Source organism: Pseudomonas sp. SBT1-2, assembly GCF_028640875.1.
Lineage (GTDB): Bacteria > Pseudomonadota > Gammaproteobacteria > Pseudomonadales > Pseudomonadaceae > Aquipseudomonas > Aquipseudomonas chlororaphis_I.
In genome coordinates this window covers 1-22394 of sequence record NZ_JAQZAA010000063.1, presented here as the reverse complement: position 1 = coordinate 22394, position 22394 = coordinate 1, and the positions used below count along the sequence as shown (strand labels likewise).

At 62.8% G+C, this 22394-nt stretch carries 22 protein-coding genes; 2 read left to right on the top strand and 20 right to left on the bottom strand.

What is annotated here, in order from left to right; all coding sequences use genetic code 11:
- Positions 1 to 12: 12 nt before the first annotated feature.
- The 12 genes from PVZ78_RS08820 to PVZ78_RS08765 all read right to left on the bottom strand — a co-directional run bounded on the left by PVZ78_RS08820 (position 13) and on the right by PVZ78_RS08765 (position 10790).
- Positions 13 to 981, bottom strand: a complete 969-nt coding sequence (locus PVZ78_RS08820; RefSeq protein ID WP_009050435.1) for a type II secretion system F family protein — start codon at positions 979 to 981, stop codon at positions 13 to 15.
- 27 nt (positions 982 to 1008) lie between these two features.
- The gene (locus tag PVZ78_RS08815) at positions 1009 to 1995 is read right to left on the bottom strand and encodes a type II secretion system F family protein (protein ID WP_009050436.1); all 987 of its coding nucleotides are present in this window, start codon (positions 1993 to 1995) and stop codon (positions 1009 to 1011) included.
- 2 nt (positions 1996 to 1997) lie between these two features.
- Entirely contained in the window at positions 1998 to 3431 is a 1434-nt protein-coding gene (locus PVZ78_RS08810; protein ID WP_009050437.1) for a CpaF family protein, read from the bottom strand.
- A gap of 3 nt (positions 3432 to 3434) precedes the next feature.
- Entirely contained in the window at positions 3435 to 4655 is a 1221-nt protein-coding gene (locus PVZ78_RS08805) for an AAA family ATPase (RefSeq protein WP_009050438.1), read from the bottom strand.
- A complete protein-coding gene (locus PVZ78_RS08800) occupies positions 4649 to 5152 on the bottom strand; it encodes a TadE/TadG family type IV pilus assembly protein (protein WP_009050439.1) in 504 nt (167 codons plus the stop codon). Before PVZ78_RS08800 ends, PVZ78_RS08805 begins: the two co-directional genes overlap by 7 nt.
- Entirely contained in the window at positions 5152 to 5622 is a 471-nt protein-coding gene (locus PVZ78_RS08795; RefSeq protein WP_009050440.1) for a TadE/TadG family type IV pilus assembly protein, read from the bottom strand. Before PVZ78_RS08795 ends, PVZ78_RS08800 begins: the two co-directional genes overlap by 1 nt.
- Positions 5623 to 5630: 8 nt before the next feature.
- The gene (locus tag PVZ78_RS08790) at positions 5631 to 6968 is read right to left on the bottom strand and encodes a TadE/TadG family type IV pilus assembly protein (protein WP_273828575.1); all 1338 of its coding nucleotides are present in this window, start codon (positions 6966 to 6968) and stop codon (positions 5631 to 5633) included.
- A gap of 37 nt (positions 6969 to 7005) precedes the next feature.
- Positions 7006 to 7812, bottom strand: a complete 807-nt coding sequence (cpaB, locus tag PVZ78_RS08785) for a Flp pilus assembly protein CpaB (protein ID WP_009050442.1) — start codon at positions 7810 to 7812, stop codon at positions 7006 to 7008.
- Positions 7813 to 7828: 16 nt separating this feature from the next.
- A complete protein-coding gene (locus PVZ78_RS08780) occupies positions 7829 to 9148 on the bottom strand; it encodes an ATPase AAA (protein ID WP_009050443.1) in 1320 nt (439 codons plus the stop codon).
- Between the two features lie 14 nt (positions 9149 to 9162).
- Positions 9163 to 9681, bottom strand: a complete 519-nt coding sequence (locus tag PVZ78_RS08775; RefSeq protein ID WP_009050444.1) for an A24 family peptidase — start codon at positions 9679 to 9681, stop codon at positions 9163 to 9165.
- A gap of 27 nt (positions 9682 to 9708) precedes the next feature.
- A complete protein-coding gene (locus PVZ78_RS08770; RefSeq protein ID WP_009050445.1) occupies positions 9709 to 9900 on the bottom strand; it encodes a Flp family type IVb pilin in 192 nt (63 codons plus the stop codon).
- Between the two features lie 698 nt (positions 9901 to 10598).
- Positions 10599 to 10790: a Flp family type IVb pilin gene (locus tag PVZ78_RS08765; protein WP_009050447.1), complete on the bottom strand. Its 192-nt coding sequence runs from the start codon at positions 10788 to 10790 to the stop codon at positions 10599 to 10601.
- Between the two features lie 421 nt (positions 10791 to 11211).
- Between PVZ78_RS08765 and PVZ78_RS08760 the strand changes: the two genes are divergently transcribed.
- Positions 11212 to 12096: a helix-turn-helix domain-containing protein gene (locus PVZ78_RS08760; RefSeq protein ID WP_028683224.1), complete on the top strand. Its 885-nt coding sequence runs from the start codon at positions 11212 to 11214 to the stop codon at positions 12094 to 12096.
- Positions 12097 to 12163: 67 nt separating this feature from the next.
- Here the strand turns inward: PVZ78_RS08760 and PVZ78_RS08755 are convergent, their stop codons facing one another.
- A complete protein-coding gene (locus PVZ78_RS08755; protein WP_009050449.1) occupies positions 12164 to 12946 on the bottom strand; it encodes an SDR family NAD(P)-dependent oxidoreductase in 783 nt (260 codons plus the stop codon).
- 192 nt (positions 12947 to 13138) lie between these two features.
- Here PVZ78_RS08755 and PVZ78_RS08750 point away from each other — a divergent pair, with 192 nt between their 5' ends.
- Entirely contained in the window at positions 13139 to 14287 is a 1149-nt protein-coding gene (locus PVZ78_RS08750) for an aldose epimerase family protein (RefSeq protein WP_038634458.1), read from the top strand.
- Between the two features lie 84 nt (positions 14288 to 14371).
- Here PVZ78_RS08750 and araH read toward each other — a convergent pair whose 3' ends face one another.
- From araH to PVZ78_RS08715, 7 genes are all read right to left on the bottom strand, one after another.
- Complete coding sequence (gene araH / locus PVZ78_RS08745; RefSeq protein ID WP_038634461.1) at positions 14372 to 15340, bottom strand: L-arabinose ABC transporter permease AraH; 969 nt, start codon at positions 15338 to 15340, stop codon at positions 14372 to 14374.
- 10 nt (positions 15341 to 15350) lie between these two features.
- Positions 15351 to 16895 carry an L-arabinose ABC transporter ATP-binding protein AraG gene (gene araG / locus PVZ78_RS08740; protein WP_038634463.1) on the bottom strand — a complete coding sequence of 515 codons (1545 nt, stop codon included), beginning with the start codon at positions 16893 to 16895 and terminating at the stop codon, positions 15351 to 15353.
- Between the two features lie 60 nt (positions 16896 to 16955).
- Complete coding sequence (locus PVZ78_RS08735; protein ID WP_038634466.1) at positions 16956 to 17960, bottom strand: substrate-binding domain-containing protein; 1005 nt, start codon at positions 17958 to 17960, stop codon at positions 16956 to 16958.
- Positions 17961 to 18033: 73 nt separating this feature from the next.
- Positions 18034 to 18909 (bottom strand): SMP-30/gluconolactonase/LRE family protein, encoded by an 876-nt coding sequence (locus PVZ78_RS08730; protein WP_273828574.1) that lies wholly within the window; start codon positions 18907 to 18909, stop codon positions 18034 to 18036.
- Positions 18910 to 18956: 47 nt separating this feature from the next.
- Positions 18957 to 20537 carry an aldehyde dehydrogenase (NADP(+)) gene (locus PVZ78_RS08725; RefSeq protein WP_273828573.1) on the bottom strand — a complete coding sequence of 527 codons (1581 nt, stop codon included), beginning with the start codon at positions 20535 to 20537 and terminating at the stop codon, positions 18957 to 18959.
- Between the two features lie 43 nt (positions 20538 to 20580).
- Positions 20581 to 21573 (bottom strand): AraD1 family protein, encoded by a 993-nt coding sequence (gene araD1 / locus PVZ78_RS08720; RefSeq protein ID WP_273828572.1) that lies wholly within the window; start codon positions 21571 to 21573, stop codon positions 20581 to 20583.
- Positions 21574 to 21593: 20 nt separating this feature from the next.
- On the bottom strand, positions 21594 to 22394 hold an 801-nt coding region (locus PVZ78_RS08715; protein WP_273828571.1), incomplete at its 5' end, for an MFS transporter.

The following is a 22394-nucleotide window of genomic DNA, read 5'->3' as shown; positions in this document are numbered from 1 at the left end:
CCCTCCCCTCTTTCATAACTTCCCGAATACTTTGAAGACGCCGATGATCGCCGGTCCTATGGCGACCAGAAAGAAGCTTGGCCACAGGCAGAAGATCAGCGGAAACACCAGTTTGGTGCCGATTTTCGCGGCTTTCTCTTCGGCCTGCTGAGTGCGCCGGTCACGAAACTCCTCGGCATAGATACGCAGGGTCGTCCCCACGCTGGTCCCGAAGCGAATACTCTGCGCCAACAGGCTCACCAACCCGCGAATGTCCTCCAGCCCGGTACGCTCGGCCAGATGCTTGAGCGCTTCGGTACTGGGAATCCCGGCGCGGATCTCGGAGTTGACCAGTGCCAGCTCCATGGCCAGCTCAGGCTGGCTGACCGCTATCTCTTCCGACACCCGCTCGATCGCCTGGGGCAAGGCAAGGCCTGATTCCACGCAGACCACCATCAAGTCCAGCGCATCCGGAAAGGCGACGAGCAAACGGGTCATCCGCGCGTTCCTGCGGCTGTCGACATAGATGGCCGGTACCAGCCAGCCCACCCCCAGCGCCAGGATCACCAGCCCCATCCCCAGTAGCAGCGATACCTTCGGTATCAGCGGCAGCGCCATGACCGCCAGCGCCACCAATACCAATGGCGTCAACAGGCGCACCGCCCAGTACATCTGGACAGCGGCCGGGGAACGAAAGCCCGCATGGGTCAGCAAGGTCCGGGTCGCCGAGGTCTGCTCCTGCTCACCGGAGACAAAACGCTGGCCGACCTGCTCCAGCATCAATTGCAGGTTGCTCGGCGCCCCCTGCCGGTGACCATCGCCACCATGGCCGCGCTTGATCAGCAGCAGACGACGGTGCACCGGGTCCTGCAGCCCCTGCACCAGCAACACCAGGGTGGCCACGGCCAGCACCACGCTCAGGCCGATGGCTGCGGCAAAGACCATGCGCGCCAGTTGTTCATTACCGACCAGACGATTGATCAGGCTCAGTAGATACTCCATGACCTCACCCCCTACGAGTGATTGTGTTCACACCTGAATCCGGATGATCTTGCGTATCCAGAGGATTCCCAGCAGCATCGCCACAAACGCGCCAAGCACCATCTTCTGTCCCAGCGGCTCATTGATGAGCAGAGGCAGATAGGTCGGGCTCGAAATCACAATCCCCGCCGCCAGTACAAAAGGCATCGCCACCAGGATCCAGCCCGACATGCGCCCTTCGGCCGAGAGCGTCTTGACCTTGCGCTGAAAACGGAAACGGCCGCGAATCAAGCTGCTCAAACGATCCAGCACCTCCGTCAGGTTGCCACCCGTCTCGCGGTGGATCAGCACAGTGGTCACCAGCATCATCACGGTCATGCTCGGCATGCGCTCCAGCAGGCCAAGCATGGCCCGACGCACATCGTTACCGTAGTTGATGTCGGCAAAGGTCAGGCCGAACTCGTGGGCAACCGGCCCCTTGTGCTCGTCGGCCACCAATTGCAGGGTTTCGTTGAACGGATGTCCGGCACGCAGCGCCCGGCACATGGCATCCAGTGCATCCGGCAGCTGCTCCTCGAACAGGGCAAAGCGTTTGTTGCGGTCCCGGGAGATCTTCAGCACCGGCAGCCAGAAGGCCACGGCCGCCGCCGGGAGCGCCACCCACCACAGTTGCGTGAACAGCCACAGCAGCATACCCGCCGCCAGCATCAGGACCAGGCTGAGCATCAGCACCCGATAGGCGCGGTATTCGTGTCCGGCCTGCTCGATCATCTGCGCCAGGGCCTCCATCGCCGGCAACTGCTCCAGGCGCGCCTCCAGCGGGGACAGGCGACGCAGGTATTTCTGGCGCAGTACCGACTGCATGTTCTCCAGGTTACTGGCCCGCTCCAGCAGGTCGAGGCGGCTGCGAATACGCTTGCGCACCTTGCCGGCCTCGCCGAACACCGGCACCGCCACGCTCTGGCTGAGCAGGAATATGGCGGTGAACACCATGCCGAGAAACGCCAGGATAAATTCACTGGGGACTTGATTCATGACTAGCCCTCCATCCAGTCTGGCCGGAACAGGCTGAGCGGCAGCTCGATGCCCCGTTTGGCCAGCACATCGCGAAATGCCGGAACCATGCCGGTGGGGCGGAACTCGCCCAGTACCTCGCCTTTCTCGCCCAGGCCACTGCGCACGAAAGCGAAGATCTCGGTCATGGTGATGATTTCCCCTTCCATGCCGTTGATTTCCTGCACGCTGACCAGCCGCCGCGTACCGTCTTCCTGCCGCTCCAGCTGGATGACCACGCCGATGGCCGAAGCGATCTGCTGACGCAGGGCCTTGATCGGAAAGGTCGCCCCCGTCATCGACACCATGTTCTCGATCCGCCCCAGGGCATCGCGGGCGGTGTTGGCGTGGATGGTGGTCAGCGAGCCGTCGTGGCCGGTATTCATCGCCGTCAACATGTCCAGCGCCTCGGCGCCACGCACCTCACCGATCACGATGCGGTCCGGCCGCATACGCAGGCTGTTGCGCACCAGCTCCCGCTGGCCCACCTCGCCACGGCCCTCGATGTTCGACGGCCGGGTTTCCAGGCGCACCACATGGGGCTGCTGCAGTTGCAGTTCGGCCGAGTCCTCGATGGTCACGATCCGCTCGTTGTGCGGAATGAAACTGGACAACACGTTGAGCATGGTGGTCTTGCCACTGCCGGTCCCTCCGGAGATCAGGACATTCAACCGGCCGCGGACGATGGCCTTGAGCATCAGGGCGATGCCCGGGGTCAGGGTGCCCATCTGCACCAGGCTCTCGGTGTTGAGCAAATCCACGGCGAAGCGGCGGATCGACATACTCGGTCCGTCGATGGCCAGCGGTGGAATGATGGCGTTGACCCGCGAGCCGTCCTTCAGGCGAGCGTCCACCAGCGGCGAGGACTCATCGATGCGCCGCCCCAGGCTGGAAACGATGCGATCGATGATATTCAGCAGGTGCTGGTCGTCGCGAAAACGCACATCCGTTCGTTGCAGCTTGCCGAAGCGCTCGACATACACCGAGGCATGACCGTTGACCAGGATGTCGGACACACTGGCGTCATTCAGCAGCGGCTCCAGAGGCCCGAGGCCGAGCACCTCGTCGGCGATCTGCTTGAGGATCAACTGGCGGCTGCTGGCATTGACCGGCGCCGAATGCTCATCGAGCAGGCGCTGGCAGATGTCGCGGATCTGCCGCCCGGCCTCGGCCGGCTCCAGGGAGTCGAGGAGCGACAGGTCCATGACCTTGAGCAACTGCTGGTAGATCTTTTCCCGCCACTCGGCCTCCATCGAGCCGAGCTTGGTCCTGGTTTCATAGAGCAGGTCCGGCACACTGGCCTCCCAGGCCATGAGCACGCTGGCGCACTCTTTACTGTCGAGGGACGCGTCCTGCGCCTCTGCCGGTGCCTGTTTGCCGGGTTGCTGACGCAGGCGATTACGAAAGTCGCTGAGCATGGCCTAGCCTCCGAACAGACGATTGAAGGTACGTTTGAATAAACTCTTCTCGGCGACCTCGATTCCGATCAGGTTCTGGGTCAGCTCGCGCAGCGCCAGGGTCACAACCGAACGTGGAGCGTGCAGCTCAAGCGGCACACCAGTGTTCTGACTCTCGCTGACCACCGCATAGTCATTGGGCAGGGTTTGCGGGTTCGGGCAGCGCAGGGCATCGGCAATATCCTTGAGGCTCACCGGCGAGGTCTTGTTGTAGCGGTTGACCACCACCTGTATCCGGTTGCTCTGCACGTTCAGGTCGTCGCGCAGGATGCGGGTCAGGCGGGTGCCGTCCTTCAGGTGGCTCAGGCTCTGCTGCAACACGACGTAGATGCGATCGGCCTGTTCGAGCGTGACGCCGGTGAGGTGATCGATCTGCCGCGGCAGATCCACCACCACCCAGTCGTAGGTCCCACGGGCCAGGCGCAACAGTTTTTCCAGCTGATCCAGGTGCACATCCTGCGTCAGGCACAGCTCCCCGGTACGCCCGCCCAGTACATGCAAGGTCGGGCTGAAGTGGTTGCAATAGCCACGCAAGGCGATGCTGTCCAGGGACTCGACCTGCTTCAGCACATCCACATGGCTGTGGGTAGGCACCACATCCAGGCAATGCGCCACGCTGCCGAACTGCAGGTCCAGGTCCAGCAGCAGGGTCCTGCCACCGCGGGTGGCAAGCTGATGCGCCAGGTTGCAAGCGAGCATCGAGGCTCCCGAACCGCCCTTGGCATTCATCACCGCAATCACCTTGCCACCGATCCCCAGCTCCGCATTGGCCTCCATGAGCATACGGCCGATGGCCGCCTGCAACTCTTCTGCCGCGACTGGCTCGGGGAGAAAGTCCCGGGCGCCGGCCTGCATTGCCAGGCGCATGCCCTCGCGCTCATCCAGCGGACCGCAGACCAGGAGCGGTGGCCGTTCCTTGAGCGGATGCTGCAACAAGGCCGCCAGTTCTTCACGCCACAGATGGCTGACGCGCAACAGCAGGAAGTCGGGCATCTGCTCCAGCCCATACAGCGGATCGGTATGCCCGTTGCTCACCAGGCGAGTGCTGACCTGCAGATTCGGCAGCCCCTGGCTCAACGCTTTCAGATGATTCAAGGTCGTCGCGTCGCGCCCACTGATCAGCAGGCGTTTGCCTTGCTTTTCAGTAGCAGCAGCGACGACGGGCGCTTCTCGGGTACTCAACATGGTGTGATCTCCGGTGTGACTGCTGCCTGGGGCTGCCGACCGAGGCTTTCACGTGGCACGGTCGACCTGAATACCGGTAGAACAAACACCCCGTTGAACCCAGGAATCAGCAGATTGAAACTGAAATTGGATACCTGTAGCTGGACATACCGAATGGCGACAAAGCCGTTGCTGCCGCTCAGATCGTTGGGGTTGGCGACTACCGCGCCATTGGCGTCCAGATAAACCAGGTTCAGGTTGGCGGACGTCAGGTTATTGAGCAGGCTGCTCGGACCGCTGTCGGTGGAAGCGTTGAACATCGCCCGACGCAGAATCACCGGATCGGCGATATCGCACACCGCCGCCAGGCGGGCGCCGCGACGCACGGTTTCATTCAGGGCATTGACCGTGAAGTACAGCCGGCCCATTTCCAGCACACCGAACAACACGGTGAACAGCACCAGGCTGGTGATCGCGAACTCGACGGTGTACAGCCCCCGCATACCTTTGACGTTCATCACAAGGCCCTCATGACGACAGTGGAAGTCAAGGCCAGGCCCAGCGGCACGTTGCTGCCATACAAGACGGGCAAGGCACTGCCGATCACCGGCACATAGGTGTAGGTAATGCTGACCTGGACATGCTCGGCCCCCACCGCGGTGACCGTGACATTCGCCGGCGTCAGCCCCGACACCACCGCCGGGTAGCCATTGGGGTTGGCGGGCACGCCATAGACAGCGACGTTCTTGGCCTGGGCCTGCAGCGTGCCGCTCAGGTCGAGCTTGCCGAGGGTGGCGTTCCACGCCTTGTCAGCGACATAACGCCCGGCGTCGCGACTGGCCTGCATCAGGCTGTTGTACTGGAACAACATGCGGCCGAACTCGGCGAAGGTCAGCATCAGCAACAACAGCAGCGGCAGCGTCAACACCAGCTCCACCATCGCCAACCCGCCCTGGTTGCGCGGCGACCTGAATCCTGTGCGTCCCATAAAGCCTCCTAAGAGTCGGTACTTGGCGTCTGGCTGTTGTCGATATAGGTCTTGTACAGCTGGATGATCTGCGGCCCGGTGGTATTGGCCGGGTTGGGACCAGGCACGTTGTCGCCTTCGCACACACTCTGGAACTGACCGAATATCTGCGACTCATTGCCCTGTTGCGATGCAGGCTGCAGGACGAAGTAGCAACCGAAACCCAGCACCGGTATCGACGACGCCCCGTCGTTCTTGCCCGAACAGTCACCGATCACGATCTTGATGATCCGCCGTTCGAACGCCCCGCCGTTCTGGCAGCCACCGCCGCTACCGGCAACGCAGCTGGCGGAGTCCTGGACCCAGTCGTGGTAGTCGTACAAGGCGCTGCCGGCCGCGGACAAATTGCCGCTGCTCGAGGTAACCGCCTGATTGTTGTACTGGATCTGCTTGAGCGCATCGTCGTAAGTGAACGACTTCTGGTTGACCGTGATCACCATGTCCGGTGGATAGTCCGCCGCCTTGAGACCGCCGGAATACTCGTTGAAGCGCGTATTGAGGCCCTGCGAGGCAGGCCCGACGGTGTTCCCCGGCTTGGTCTGGACATTCGAACCGACGCTGTTGCACTGGCTGATACCGCCTGCCAGCCCCTGCCTGACCGTGCTGCCGCCCGAGCCGAAATCGAGCAGCTGGAAGTTGCCGGGGCCAATCGGCGAGCTGTTGCCTGCGGCGGTTTTCAACACCTGCGGATCGCCGAACTGGAACCCCCAGAACATCCCGGTGGACGGGTTGTTTTTCGTTGGATCGCCGCACACCATCAGTGGCGTGAGGTCGCAAGGGCTGGCGGGGCTTGGCCCGGCGGTAGCGACCGCGCTCACGAACTTGTTACCGACGCCATTGCCCAGGGTCTGAAAGACGCCCCAGAAGAATCCGGCCAGGGAATAGTTGGTGACCGTCACCCGCACATAGCTCGCATTGGCCGGCCCGGGGAAAGAGAAAGGTCCATAGACAGTGGACGCCAATTCCACCGTGGCAAAACCGCCGACATTGTTGTCGATGGCGGCAGCCAGTTCCTGGTTGCCGCTGGCACTGGCATTCAGGGTCAGGGTATTGAGCGCAGCGGTCTGCGTCAGGCTCGCGGCCCCTGTCGTGCCCATGACCGTGCTGAGCGTCTTGGCACCGCTCAGCGCCGCCGCATCCACCGCATTCTGCAGGCGGGACTTGTTCACCAGCATATGGCCGCCATCCAGCGCCAGGGCCCCCATTAGCAGCATCGCGGCCAGGGCAATCACTACCAGTACAAGCATTGCGCCGCGCTGCTGCCGAGGAAATGCACTCAATGGCTGTTGGATACGCGCACTCATCATCAAGCCCTCATTGTTCGTCTATGTCGTACCCGATCATTTACAGCTGGGACTTCACAACGTTGACCTCGATCCCGCGGATCACCGTGATCCCGCTATCGCCGCTGGCACGACGCCGGACAATCGGCCGCACCACGGGAGGGGCAGGCACTTCCTGGATCATCGCGACCGGCTCGACCATCGCCGGTTGCTTCTGGTTGTCCAGCGGGTTGCGCAGGGCCAGTTGCAGCTTGCCGGCCGCCATCCCCTTGACCAGTTCCTCGGCCTGCTGGGGGGTCATTTCCAGGGTCACGGCGCGCACGACCACCGGTTGGGTCTTGTCGGTACTGGCCGTCTGGTCCACCGCCAGCACCCGCAGGTCTTCCAGGATGGTCTTGGATTCGGCGTCGCCGGTATTGCCGGTCTGCCGGGTAGCCAGCACATCGACCCGGTTACCCGGCAACAGGAACCCACCCACGCCGACCACGTCGTCCACCCGGACCGAGATCGCACGCTTGGTGGGCTCGATCAGCGACGCCAGGGTGCTGCCGCCCAGGTGTTCGGCCAGGCGCGCACCACGCAGGATGTCGCCGCGCAGCATGGAAAAGGTGGCGATCTTGCCCACGACCTTCTCGGTCGCGTCGAAAGCATCTTCGGGCACGGTCTCCTTGGGCATGCGGACCAGCGCGACCTGCTGTGGCTCGACCATTTGCCCGAAAGCGATTTCCACGGTCGCCACCACCACGTTCTGCTGATTGTCGTCGGGGGTGGCATTGAGCCTTGCATTGAGCCAGGTGTTGGCCATCCATGCGGCGCCCAGGCCCAGGACCACGGACAAGGCCACCAGAGTGAAAGTACGAGAACTCATGTCGAAATCTCCTTACTCAAAGAAAATCGAGCTGGACGAAGTAGCTGTGCCAGGCCCATTCCAGTTCCAGGGTTGACAGTGGTCCGCTGGCGCCCACATAACGCTGGCGATCGAGCGCCATGCTCAAGAGATCCCGTGGGTGGCAAGGCACCAGCGGCATGTTTTCAGCGCCATAGAGCTCATCCAGGACGTAGCGCAACAGCAGCGGGTCGTATTGGATGTTCAGGCGCTCTGTCTCTTGAATCCAGATACGTTCGTACTCCTCGGGCTTGAGGTAGCCGAACTGCAGCTTGTAGCCAATGCGCCGCAGGAACGCCTCGTCGGCCAGTTCCAACGGGTTCAGGTTGGTGGAAAACACCAGGATCAGGTCGAACGGCAACTCGCAGTGCCGGCCGCCGCCGAGGTTGAGGAAGTCGCGCTTCTCCTCCATCGGCACGATCCAGCGGTTGAGCAATTCCGCGGGCGCCATGCGCTGGCGCCCCATGTCGTCGATGACGAACAGGCCATTGCTGGCCTTGAGCTGCAACGGCGCCTGGTACTGGCGAGTGAAGGGGTCGTAGCGGATATCCAGCTGTTCCATGGTCAGCTCGCCGCCAGTGATGATGATCGGCCGTTCGCAGCACAGGAGCCGGCGGTCGATCCCTTCGTTGAGCATCAAGCTGTTCTGCGGATCGCCGACATCCAGGCGTCGGTGTACCTGGGGGTCGTAGATCTCGATCACCGCGTCGTTGATCGCAATTGCATGGGGCACCCAGACGGACTCGGAAAACAGCCGGATCAACCGGCTGCTGACATAGGTCTTGCCCGTCCCCGCCGGCCCGTAAATCATGATGGCGCGCCCGGAATTCAGGGCCACGCCCAACTGATCGAGCATGTTCTGCGCCAGCACCATGGAGCCGAAGGACGCCTGCATGTCCCGGGCGCTGATACGGCCATGGTGAATGGTCTGTACCTTGAGCAGCGAGCGGTAGGCGCTCACCGGAAAGGGCGCCGCGCCGATATAGCCACTGCGCGACAAGGCATCGCGGGCAGCATTGCGGCCACGCTCGGTCAGCCCGTAGCGCAAGCCCTGGCCACCGGCCTGGCCAAGGATCTCGACCCGATGATCCTGGCGCAGGAAGGTCAGGACCTCTTCAACCACCGCCCCCGTCAGCGCCAGGCGCTCTACCAGTCGGGGCATGTCCAGTACGCCCGCATCGTGCAGATGCTTGCAGACCAGGTCTCCGAGGAAATTGTCCGCCAGCCCGGTCTCGAGGATCGTGCGTGGCTGTGGAGCCAGTCGCTGCACTGCTTCCCGGTCATTGCCGGTCGGACGGCTGTTACTGATGGCGTACATAATGTTCTCCTGAGCTACTGGCCAAGGGGCAACCAGAGAAAGCTGGCCAATGTGCCGAGCAGGATCGCAACCGAATAGGGAAAGGGTTTGCCGGCCACTTCATCATCCGCCGGCGGAAAATAGGCCTTGGCTCTCACCATCTGCCAGTAGCGCCCCATGGTCTGTTGAACCTGACCACGTACCAACACAATCAGTACCCCGCACGCGCCGCCGGCGATCAGGCTGAAAAACGCAGCCCAGAGGGCGTGCTGCGGAGTGAGAAAGGTGCCAACCATGGCCATGAGCTTGACGTCGCCGGCTGCCATCCCGCCAAAGGCGTACAGGGGAAGAAAAACGACAAAACCGATCGACATGCCCAGCAGTCCATAACCAAACCCGATGACGCCTGAGGAATAGACCTGGCCGGCCATCCCCAGTCCCAGCCCCAACAGCACCAAGAGGTTGGGAATACGGTGGCGACGAAGATCGCTCACCACCGCAATCCCCAGCAGTCCCAGCATCAATGCAACAACGAACAATTGCTCTTTGCCCATGACTGCAGCCCTCGGTGGAAATTGGTGTTAGCAGACTTGACCCTGGACTGCGCATCCCAGGCTGGTGATGGCAGTGGCCACGTTGCCGCCCAAAGTGATAAATGCGGCAACAGCGCCCAAAGTGATCAGGCCACCGGCCACGGCATATTCCACAATGGTCAGGCCGTCTTCGTCTTTGGCGAACTTGATAACCAAAGTCTTGATCGATTGCAGATTCATTTTCCCACCTCACTCAAGTGTTTTTATGTAAGAGCAGCACTCTCGTACTGCCTGGTTGAACATTAGTCAGGGGAACATTGGAAGGGTTAGGAGTTTTTTGCTGATCGTTAGGACTTTATTGCTGTTGTTGAAAGATGCAAAAAAACACCAGGAACAGCACATCCCCAAGGAACAGGTGGCTTATCTAAGGAAGGAATAATTGAAGAGCCGCCTTGAAACAATCTCACCCTCGACGCGAGAGCGGTCGAAGCCACAGCCGACAAAGACAAAAGCCCCGGCCATGTTCGTTGCAAAAAAACCATAGTGCGAAACGAAGTAACCCAGGGTTTTCATATCAGGATTTGATCTTCACGCGAGCAATACAGCGACGATACTCCAGAAGCTGCAAAGAGAATTTGCAGGCCGCTGCAGAGCGATGGAGCCGTGCTCGGCCAAAGGATCACTCGCGACTTGATCTCGTTCGAGACCAAGACTGGAGCCATCCATCATGTACTGTGCGCTGACTGCACATACCGATTGCGGAGGCTCCATCTGTCCAGGCGAGAGTAGACAGAAAAGGTGGGAAAACACACATGGACCACAGGTACGGCCTCAGCCCGAGGGAAACCGCTCATCGCAGCCAGACCCGAGAAGTCTGGCTGCGTACGAGCAACAAGCAACTCCAGCCCAGGACCGAGGATTCGGCACAACGGCTGTCGTTAGCACACCTGGCCCTGAACAGCGCAACCCAGGCTGGTAATGGCGGTGGCCACGTTGCCGCCCAGGGTCACGAACGCGGCAACGGCGCCCAGCGTAATCAGGCCACCGGCCACGGCATACTCGACGATGGTCAAACCATCTTCATCCTTGATGAAGGCCAGAACCGAGGTTTTGATTGTTTGCAGTTTCATCTTGTTCACCTCATATAAGAAAAGTTGCTTTAAGGCGATCAGTATTTGTGCCGCCTGACTGAATCCTAGTCAGGGGCTAACACAAAGAGTTAGGAGTTTATTGCCGGTTTCTAGGACTTTTTTGCGCCACTTGGCAAGACAGCAAAGAAACTCCAGTGAAACTAAACCTGGCAGATGGATTTTTTCATAAAAGGAACTGTTCTCATATAACACTAAATTGATTCAGCTGTGCCCAGTGCTGCAAGAAAAGGCGATCGCAACAGCAAGGAGCTGCCTGTGACTCTTATCTCGCTGTCAGACATAGAAGGTAATCAAGAAAATTTATGAAGCGCTATCAGAACTTGATCCTTTGCCCGCAAAGCACAATGGCGATACTGACACCCCAGGAAGTGACAGCGAGACACCAGGAAGGAATAAGGAAATGAAACCTGAGTCGGCCCAGAAACCCTCTCTGTTATGGTTCGACCTCACGCGCGACCGATCGTCTGAAGAACTGATCGCGCTGTTTCGCCCAGCCTGCGATTGCCGGGTGTCGAAAGACGCGTCTCTGCCCGAAAAGGACACTCATCCCGTACCGGACATGATCTGCATGCACTATGACCGCCCGGACATGCCGGGGCTCAATCTGCTGCTGGAGATCAAACACAAGATTCCCTCCATTCCCATCGCCATGTTCACGGTGCAGCACTCCGAAGAACTTGCGGTCTGGGCCATGCGTTCGCGGGTCTGGGAATACATGGTGCTCCCGCTCTCGAGTGCCGAGATCCGGCGCTTCCTGCATGCGCTGAAGCAGCTCTACGAACTGCGCCACAACGGCGGCCCCGGCAACAAGACGCTGCAGATCGAACACGGCCCGTCCCTGCCGGACAGCATCCGGCTGACCGTAGAGCACCAGAAACATCAGGCACTCAGCGATGTGCTGCTGTACATCGAGCAGAATTTTCGTGAAAGCATCGACCAGAAAGAGCTGGCCAAACGTTGTGGCATGACCACGTTTCGCTTCAGCCGGCTGTTCAAGGAGGTCCATGGCCTGGGGTTCATGGACTACATCCTGAGCAAGCGCATGGATTGCGCCAAGAATCTGCTCGACAACAGCCAGATGCCCATCACCAGCATCGGTTATGAAGTCGGCTTCAAGGACCCGTCCTACTTTGCCCGCGCCTTCAAGCAGTTCGCGGGCGCCAGCCCCAGCGAATACCGGCAACGCCGAAGAAGCCCGGAACTGGTAAAAAAAGAAGAGGCGGAACTGGAGCAAGCGCTGTCGCAGGTGATCGACAGCCTGCCGCTGCGTATCGAAGGCCGATGAACTTGAGCACCCGCTCGCCGACGCCGCGCCACCATTCTGGCAAGGCCACGGCGTCGTTCGCCGGGTGCTATACCCAGCCGCCATCGACGATGAAGTTTTGCGCCGAGCACATGGCGGACGCATCGGACGCCAGGAACAGCGCCATCTGCGCGATATGCCCGGGCTCCACGCTGCCCGGCAGGCATTGGCTGCGGCTGATCAGCTCGCGGGCGGCATCATCCACCCACAACGCCAGCTGTTTCTCGGTCATCACCCAGCCGGGCACCAGGGTGTTGACCCGGATCCGCCAGGGCCCCAATTCCCGCGCCAGGGCCCGGGTCAGACCGTGGGTGGCCGCCTTGCTGGCGGCGTAGACCGGGTACCCGCTGGAGGCCATCATCCAGCCGATGGAACCCAGGTTGATCACGCTGCCGGCGCCGGCGGCCTTCATCATCGGCACCACCGCCTGGCTGGCGAAAAAGGCGTGCTTGAGATTGACCGAGATCAGCTTGTCGAATTTCGAAGAGTCGACTTCCTCCAGGCTGTGCCGCACATCATTGGCGGCATTGTTCACCAGCACCGTGACAGGCCCCAGCGTCTGCGCAAAACGCTCGATCGCGGCCTGGTAAGCGGCCTCGTCGGTGACGTCGCAGGGCGCGAACGCCACGCAATGGCCCTGCGCCGATAACCGGGCTGCCAACGCCTCGCCCTGGCTTTGCGCCATGTCCACGAATGCGACCCTGGCGCCTTGCTGGGCAAAGGCGCAAACCAGGGCTTCGCCAATTCCCGAGGCGCCACCGGAAATCAATACGGTCTTGCCGTTGAGATCCGCGTACACAGCCTGCATGCCAGCCCCTTTCTCATTGTTCATATGACGGTTCCTGCGCAGTGATCATTTCGGTTCGGGCCAGCGAAGCATTCAGGTATCTCTGCTGCGTCGACCAATTAGTCTTATTTTATATTGTAAAAAAGCCAATCAAAGCGATAAATTTGTGGGAGCAACAATGAAAAAATGCAAATTAGTAGAACTATTCCATTCAGAACAACAAAAGGAAGTTCAACCATGCCGCACTCCCCCTACCGGCTTTCCGGCCTCGGCCTGTCGCTGCTGCTTGCCAGCCTCGGCGCCCAGGCCGCGGGCCTGTCCAGCGAACACAAAGCCTTTGGCACGACCCTCGACGGTAGCGCTGTCGAGCAATATGTGTTGCGCAACAGCCATGGCCTGCAAGCCACGGTCATCACCTATGGCGCGGTCCTGCAATCGTTGAAGGTGCCGGATAAGAACGGCGCCTTCGACGACGTGGTCCTGGGCTTCGACGACGTCCAGGGCTATCAGCGCGGCACCGCGTTCTTCGGCGCCACCATCGGCCGCTACGGCAATCGCCTGGCCGGCGGGGCGTTCGAGCTGGACGGCCAGCGTTACCAGGTGCCCCTCAACGACGGCCCGAATTCGCTGCATGGCGGCGCCCAGGGCTTCGACAAGCGCGTCTGGAAGGCCCGGCCGATCAAGCGCAAGGACGCTGTCGGGGTGACCTTGAGCTACCTGTCCAAAGACGGCGAAATGGGCTTTCCCGGCAACCTGCAGGTCGAGGTCACCTACAGCCTCAACGACAACAACGAGCTGCGCATCGAGTACAGCGCCTCCACCGACAAACCCACGGTGCTGAACCTCACCAACCACAGTTACTTCAACCTCGCCGGCGCCGGTAACGGCGATGTGCTCGCCCAGCTCGCCACCTTGCACGCCAGCCACTACACGCCCGTCAACGCCAAGCTGATTCCGACCGGCGAACTGGCCCCGGTCGCCGGCACGCCGCTGGACTTCCGGCAACCGACCGCCATCGGCCAGCACATCAAGGACGATCATCCGCAGCTCAAGTTCGCCGAGCCGAAACAGGGTGGCTTCGATTTCAACTGGGTGCTCGACGCCAAGGGCGACGTCGGCCAGCTCGCCGCCGAGGTGCGCGACCCGCAATCCGGTCGTCGCTTGCAGCTCTACACCAGCGAACCCGGGGTGCAGTTCTACACCAGCAACTTCCTCGACGGCACGCTCAAGGGCAAGGCCGGCAAGACCTACAGCCACTGGGGCGCGTTCACCCTGGAGACCCAGCACTTCCCCGACTCGCCCAACCAGCCGGACTTCCCCAGCACCCGGCTGAACCCCGGCCAGGTCTACAGCCAGGACACCGTCCTGAAGTTCTCCGCCGACTGAAGCGCGGTAGCCACCACTGCCCTGCCGACCCGGCAAGGCAGTGGTCCGGCGACGTCGGCATGCCCCTGATAAAGCCTCCCTGGATCAGCGTTGTTTCATGCGGTCGATGACCACCGCCAGCAGCAGGATCGAACCGCGGATCACGTACTGGTAGAAGGTGTCGATGTTTTTCAGGTTCATCGCGTTTTCGATGATCGCCAGAATCAGCACCCCGGCGATCACATGGCGGATCATGCCGATCCCGCCGCTCAACGACACCCCGCCCAGCACACAGGCGGAAATCACCGTCAGCTCGAACCCCTGGCCGATCATCGGCTGGCCGGAGGTCATGCGCGATGCCAGGATCACCCCGGCCAGCGCGCCGATCACCCCGTGCACGGCGAAGATGACGATCTTGGTCCGGTCGACGTTGACCCCGGCCAGCAGCGCCGCTTCCTGGTTGCCGCCGATGGCCATGGTGTTGCGCCCGTAGGTGGTGTAGTTGAGCAGCCAGCCGAAAAACAGGAAGCAGCCGATGGTGATCAGGATCGGCACCGGCACACCGAACAACTGGCCATTGCCGAAGATGAAGAACGACTCCTGGGATACGCCGACCGCCTTGCCGTTGGCGAAGATATAGGCCAGGCCACGGACGATCTGCATGGTCGCCAACGTGGTGATCAGCGCATTGACCCGCAGCTTGGCAATCACGATGCCGTTGATCAGCCCGACCAGCAGCCCCATCAGCAGCGCGGCGCCGACCCCGAGCAACACACTGTCGGTGTCGCGCATCACCACGGCCGCGACGACCCCGGCACAGGCGATCACCGAACCGACCGACAGGTCGAAATGCCCGGACGCCAGGCAATAGAGCATGGTGCAGGCGGCGATGCCGGTGGTGGAAATGGCCAGGCCCAGGCCGCGCATGTTCAGCGGCGAGAGGAAGTTGTCGATGAGCAAGGTGCAGAGCACGAAGATCCCCACCGCCGCCAACAGCATCGCCCAGTTATCGAGCAGGCCACGCAGGTCCAGGGGTTTGCGCGCCGTCGGCAACGCGTTGTCTTGAATTGTCATGTTCACCTCTTCAGTTCTCCGGGCCGTCGGCGCGTTGGCGCGGCAAAGCCAGTTGCAGCAGGTTGGATTCATTGGCCTGTTCGCGGCTCTTTTCGCCACGCAGCGCGCCTTCGCACAGCACCAGGATGCGGTCGGAGATGCCCATCACTTCCATCAGGTCGCTGGACACCACGATCACCGCGATGCCGCTGGCCGCCAGGTCATGGATGATCTGGTAGATCTCGGCCTTGGCGCCGATATCGATGCCGCGCGTGGGTTCGTCGAGCAGCAGGACTTTCATCGGCATCGACAGCCAGCGGCCGAGGATGGCCTTCTGCTGATTGCCGCCGGACAGGTAGACGATTTTCTGCGCCGCGTTGGGCGTCTTTACCTTCAACGCCTTGATCTGCTTGTCGGCGTTGCCCTTCTCCCAGCCGCCGCGCAACAGCCAGCCAAAGCTCGAATGGGCGCCGCGTGCGCTGATATTGATGTTCTCGGCGACGCTGGAAAGCGGAATGATGCCCTCCTTCTTGCGGTCCTCGGGACACAGCAGCACCCCGGCGGCGATGGCATCGCGCGGCGAGCGCAGGTGCAGTGCCTCGCCACACAGCGCCAGGCTTCCGGCACTTGCCCGTTCGAGGCCACCCAGCAGGCGCAGCAGTTCGGTACGCCCCGCGCCGACCAGGCCGAACAGGCCGAGCACCTCGCCCTGGTGCACCTGGAAACTCAGCGGAGCACGCAGGCCCGGCCCCAGCAGGCCATCGACCTTGAGCGCCACCGCGCCGCGGGGCCGGGGGCGGTAATCGTAGATGTCCTGGATGTCGCGACCGACCATGCAGGTGACCAACTGGTCGTGGGTCAGTGCGCTCATGTCCTCGAAGGTGCGCACGTAGCGACCGTCCTTGAACACCGTCACCGCATCGCATATACGGAACACCTCCTCCATGCGATGGGACACGTACAGCACCACTTTGCCCTCGTCCCGCAGGCGCCCGATGATCGCCATCAAGCGCTCGATTTCCCGGGCCGAGAGGCTGCTGGTGGGCTCGTCGAAGGCAATCACATGGGCGCCACGGGACAACGCCTTGGCGATTTCCACCAGCTGGCGCTGGCCCAGGGACAGGCGGCCGAGCTTCTCGTCGGGATCGATTTCATCGGCCAGCCCCTTGAGGCATTCCAGCGCATGCTGGCGCAGCGCACGACGGTCGATCACCCCGAAACGGGCCGGCAGATGGCCGAGGAACAGGTTCTCAGCCACGCTCATGGCGGGCACCAAGTGCAACTCCTGGTGGATCACTGCCACCCCGCAGGCAATGCTGTCGGCCGCGCACTTGAACGCCATGCTCTGCTCGCCGATCTGCACGCTGCCGCTGCTGGGCGTGTAGGCGCCGCCGAGAATCTTCAGCAAGGTCGACTTGCCTGCGCCGTTCTCGCCCATCAAGGCGTGCACCTGCCCCGGGTGGGCGGTGAAGCTGATGCCGTCCAGCGCCTTGACCCCGGGGAAGGTCTTGCCGATGCCGTTGAAACACAAACTGGCGCCGGCGCTGTGTTGTCGTTTATTCAGTTGCGCGTGCATAACCACCTCATCAAGTCAGGCGGCCCGGTCGAAAGGGCCGCCGGGGAAAACCACCGGCCCTCAGTTCCACAGGCCGATCTTTTCCAGTTCTTGCTTGAAGTTGTCCCGGGTGATCAGCGTCACGTCATCCATCGCGGTGTACTTGGGCGGCTCCTTGCCGGTGGTGACCCACTCGAACATCATGCTCGCGGTGTTGTAACCCTCCATGTGCGGGCTGGGCAGCATCGAGCCGAAGAAGCCGCTGTCGGGTTTCTTCAGCTCGCCGATGGCGTCCGTGCCGTTGATGCCGATGCCGATCACATTGGCCGCGGCGAACCCGGCGCTTTCGGTGGCGCGCACGCCGCCCAGCACGCTGTTGTCGTTCATCCCGCCGATGATCAGGTTCTTCGCCCCGCTGGGCAGCTTGACCAGCGCCGAGTTGGTGGCGTCCATGCTGCCCGGCACGTCGAGGGTCTTGAGCGGGGCGAAGAGGATGTGGTCTTTGGGCAGGCCGGCTTCCTCCAGGGACTTGACCGAGCCGTCGGTGCGCCTCTTACCGGTGTCGAGTTCGTTGTAGGTGGTGATCACCGCGTAGGTGTCCTTCCAGTCCCAACCGCGCTTCTTCGCTTCGCCGGCCATGGCGGCGCCCTGCTTCTGCCCCACCTCGAACGCGGCCATGCCCAGGTAGGGCACGTCTTCCATGAACTGGCCCTTGGCATCGACAAAACGGTCGTCGACGGCAATCACTTTCAAGTCGTTGAGCTTGGCCTTGGCCATGATCGCCGGGCCCAGGGACACGTCCGGCGGGCAGATCACGAAACCCTTGGCGCCGTTGGCGGCGAGGCTGTCGATCGCCGACAGGGTTTTCTCGCCGTCCGGCACGGCGATCTTGATCACGGTGAAGCCCTTGTCCTTACCGGCCTTTTCGGCAAAGGCCCATTCGGTCTGGAACCAGGGTTCCTCCGCCTGCTTGACCAGGAAACCGATCTTCACCGGCTCGGCGGCGAGCAACAGGCAGCTCAGGCTGGCGGCCGACATGGCCAGGGCGGCACAACACAGGTAACGGATCCCACGACGACGATTCATAAGGTGACTCCTTGTTGTTGTTTTCAGAGTTCGTTGCACACAGCTTCGTTGCACACAGGTTCGGCCTGAAACCTCAACCGGCAAATCGATGACAGAGCTTCCCTGGGGTATCGACCCGGACGGCCAGCACCGCGCCGTCCAGAGGATGATCGAGCGGGCTGGCCGCGCTGGTGATGTACAGGGTCTTGAGGTCCGCGCCGCCGAACACGCAACTGGTGGGGCGGCTGACCGGCAGTTCGAGCACCCGGTCGACCTCGCCGTCGGGCGCCAGCCTGAGCAGGCAGCCGCCGTCCCAGCGGGCATTCCAGATATAGCCCTGGGCGTCCATCGCCGAACCGTCCGGGACACCGCGCGGATGTGGCCCGAACCAGCTGCGCGCGGGTTCGAGCCGGCCATCGCTGGCGATCGGGTACTGGTACAGCGTGCCGTCCAGGCTGTCGGCAAAATACAGGCGGCTGGCGTCCTCGCTCCACAGCAAGGTATTGGGAATCCCCAGGCCCTGGAGCAGCGGCGTGACACGCGCCTGGGTATCGATGCGGAACAGGCCACCGGAGCGCCGCCGCACGGGAAGGTCTTCGCCCTGCTCGCCGATGTTGTTCTGCATGGTGCCCAGCCAGAGCCGGCCCTGGGCGTCGCAACGGGCCTCGTTGGCCCGGTTGCCCGGTTGCGGATCGGCCACGCACAGCAGGCTCAGGCGCGGCGCCGCGGGCGCGGAGCCCAGGTCGAGGCGGTACACGCCACTGCTCAAGGTCACCAGCGCATCGCCGCGCTCACAGGGGATGAAGGCCGACACCGGTTCCGGCAGTTGCCAGGCCTGCAGCCGTTCGCCACACAGGCGCAATGCCTGCCGGCCGGCAATGTCGACCCAATACAGGGCCTGATCCGGCGCATCCCAGAACGGGCCTTCGCCAAGCTGCGCACGGTGTGCGGTCAGCGCGGTCCACGACATGAAACCTCCTGCATTGTTGTTTTCAGGCAGACATTGGCCGAGGCGCGTTACAGCCCGTCGCGCGATGGCCGTCCATCCACCAGGCGCTGGATACGCAGGGGGTTGGCGTTCTTCAAGGCATCCGGCAGCAGGTTGTCGGGGTAATTCTGGAAGCACACCGGACGCAGGAAACGCTCGATGGCCAGGGTCCCCACCGACGTGCCACGGGCATCGGAGGTGGCCGGGAAAGGCCCGCCGTGCACCATCGCATCACAGACCTCGACACCGGTCGGGTAACCGTTGATCAGGATGCGGCCGACCTTCTGCTCCAGCAATGCGGTCAACTCGCCGAACTGCGCGAAGTCCGCGGGCTCGCCAATAAGGGTCGCCGTCAGTTGCCCGCGCAGACCGTTCAAGGCGGCGACGAGCTGCGCCTGGTCGGCCACTTCGACGAACACGGTGGTCGGGCCGAACACTTCTTCCTGCAGCACTTCATCGCCATCGACCAGCAGGCTGGCCTGCGCCTTGAACAGCTGTGGCCGCGCCTGGTTGCCGGCTTGCGGATCGCCGGCCAGGTGCTCGATGCCCGGATGCGCCAGAAGCTTTTGCAGCCCCTTGCCGTAGCTGCTCAAGGTGCCGGCGTTGAGCATGGTCTGCGCCGGTTGATCGCCGATCAGCCGGACAACCTGCTCGGTGAAAGCCGCGAACTGCGGCGAGCGGATGCCGATCACCAGGCCCGGGTTGGTGCAGAACTGGCCGCAGCCCTGCACCACCGAGGCGGTCAGGTCGCGGGCGACCGTTTCCGCCCGCGCTTGCAGCGCCTGGGGTAACACGATCACCGGGTTGATGCTCGACATCTCGGCAAACACCGGGATCGGTTGCGGGCGCGCCGCCGCCATGTCGCACAGCGCTCGCCCGCCCTTGAGCGAGCCGGTGAAACCGACCGCCTGGATCGCCGGATGCTTGACCAGCGCTTCGCCGACGCCGGCGCCAAAGATCATGTTGAACACGCCGGCGGGCATCCCGCTGGCCTCGGCCGCCCGGATGATCGCATCGGCGACCCGCTCGGCGGTCGCCATGTGCCCGCTGTGGGCCTTGAACACCACGGGGCAACCGGCTGCCAGCGCTGCCGCGGTGTCGCCGCCCGCCGTGGAAAACGCCAGGGGAAAGTTGCTCGCGCCAAACACCGCCACCGGCCCCAGGCCGATGCGGTACTGGCGCAGATCCGGACGCGGCAGCGGCTGGCGCTCGGGCAGCGCCCGGTCGATACGCGCGCCGTAGAAGTCGCCGCGCCGCAGCACCTCGGCGAACAGCCGCATCTGGCCACTGGTGCGCTTGCGCTCGCCCTGGATCCGCGCGGTAGGCAACGCGGTTTCCCGGCAGACCAGGGCGATGAACTCATCGTCCAGCGCATCCAGCTCATCCGCCACCGCCTCCAGGAATTGCGCGCGCCGCTGCGCACTCAGGGCGCGGTAGGCCGGGTAGGCCGCCGCGGCAGCCTTGGCGGCGGCCTCGACTTCCTGCGCCGTGGCCTGGTAGAACGCCTGGGGCAAGGCTTCGCCGGTGCTGGCATCGATGCTGTGAAGAATGACGGTGCCGGCGGCGCTGCGCTGGCCGCCGATGTAGTTGTGGCCAAAAACCTGGGTCATGCCTGTCTCCTCGAACCTGCTTGTCTTCTGGAAGAGCGCCTGCTTAAAGGGCACCTACGCAACCGGGCGCCAGCACCGCGTCGGCGCCGGCAATACCGTTGATCAATGGCGCACCGAACTCCGCCTGGCTGATTTCGAATACGTCCCCCGGCTGCGTGCGGATACCGTCCGCGAACGACAGGGTCGCGGTGCCGAAGAAGTGGATGTGCACATCCCCCGGCCGCAGGAACTGGCGGTATTTGAAATGGTGGTACTCGAGGTTCTCCAGGCTGTGGCACATATTGGCTTCGCCGCTGAGGAACTCGTTCTGCCACAGCACCTGGCCATTGCGCAGAATGCGGCTGGTGCCCGCCAGGTGCTGGGGCAGCTCGCCGACCCTGAGTTCAGGACCATAGCTGCAACTGCGCAATTTGGAATGGGCCAGGTAGAGATAGTTCTTACGCTCCATCACGTGATCGGAGAACTCGTTGCCCACCGCGAACCCCAGGCGATAAGGCTTGCCGTCATGGCCGATGACATACAGGCCACCGATTTCCGGCTCTTCGCCGGCGTCTTCGGCAAAGGCCGGCAGGCGGAAGGCCTGGCCCGGGCGCACGACGATGCTGCCGTCGCCCTTGTAGAACCATTCCGGTTGCACGCCGGCCTGACCGGCAGCGGGCTTACCGCCCTCCACGCCCCACTTGAAGATGCGCATGGTGTCGGTCAGCGCCGTGTCGTCAGCGCCCTGCTGGTGCATCTTGTCACGCGCCGCAGCACTGCCCAGGTGGGTCAGCCCGGTGCCGCTGACCAGCATGTGCGCCGGGTCCGGGTGATCCAGCGGCGGCAGGATCCTCAGGCTTGCCAGCAGCTCGGCGTAGTCGTGGCTGATGCCCAGGCCGAGGCTTTGCACTTGCTGGCGCAGGCCGACACCCGCCTCGATGGCCGCCAGCGCGAGCTCGCGCACCGTGCCCACCGACTGCACTTCACGAACCAGGGCGTCCTCGACCACACCGACCCGACGCTCGCCGTTATTCAATTCGAACTGCACTAAACGCATGAACTTTCTCCTCTAGGCCATTAAGTACGCGTGGCGCCGCGGGCACTGGCGGCGAACTGCTCGACCGGCAGCACGTGCCTGCGCTCGAGCAACCGATAGACCACGCCCGTCAGCAGCAAGCCGAACAGCATCACGCAGGACAGGAAGTACAGCCCCGACGCCAGGCTGCCGGTGTACTGCTTGAGCGCGCCGATCACGAACGGACCGATGTAGCCGCCCAGGTTGCCCACCGAGTTGATCAGGGCGATCCCCGCCGCCGCGCTGGCGCCGGCAAAAAAGCGCCCGGGCAAGGTCCAGAACACCGCGGTGCAGGAAAACAGCGCGAAGGCCACCAGGCACAGGGCCGCCAGTTGCAGCAGCGGCGCCGACAGCCAGGCGCTGAGGAACAGGCCGATCGCCCCCAGCACATAGAGCACCGCCAGGTGGCCGTAGCGATCATTCAGGCGGTCGGAACTGCGCGGCACCACCAGCAAGCCGATGATCCCGAAGAGGTACGGCACCGAAGACACGAAGCCGGTGGCCAGGTCGCTGCCGCCGAACTGCTTGATCAACGTCGGCAGCCACAGGCCCAGGCCATAAATGCTCAAGGTCACCGGCAGATAGAACAGCGCCAGCAGCAACACCCGCTTGTCCCTGAGGGCATGCAGCGGATTGCCGTGGCGGGTCTGGCCGTATGCCTGCAGGTCCTTGTTCAGCTCGCCGGTGAGCCAGGCCTTTTCGGCCGGGTCCATCCAGCTGACCTGTTGCGGGCCGTCGGGCAGGTAACGCAGCACCGGCCAGGTCAGCAGGATCGCCGGCGTGCCGATGACGATGAACAGCCA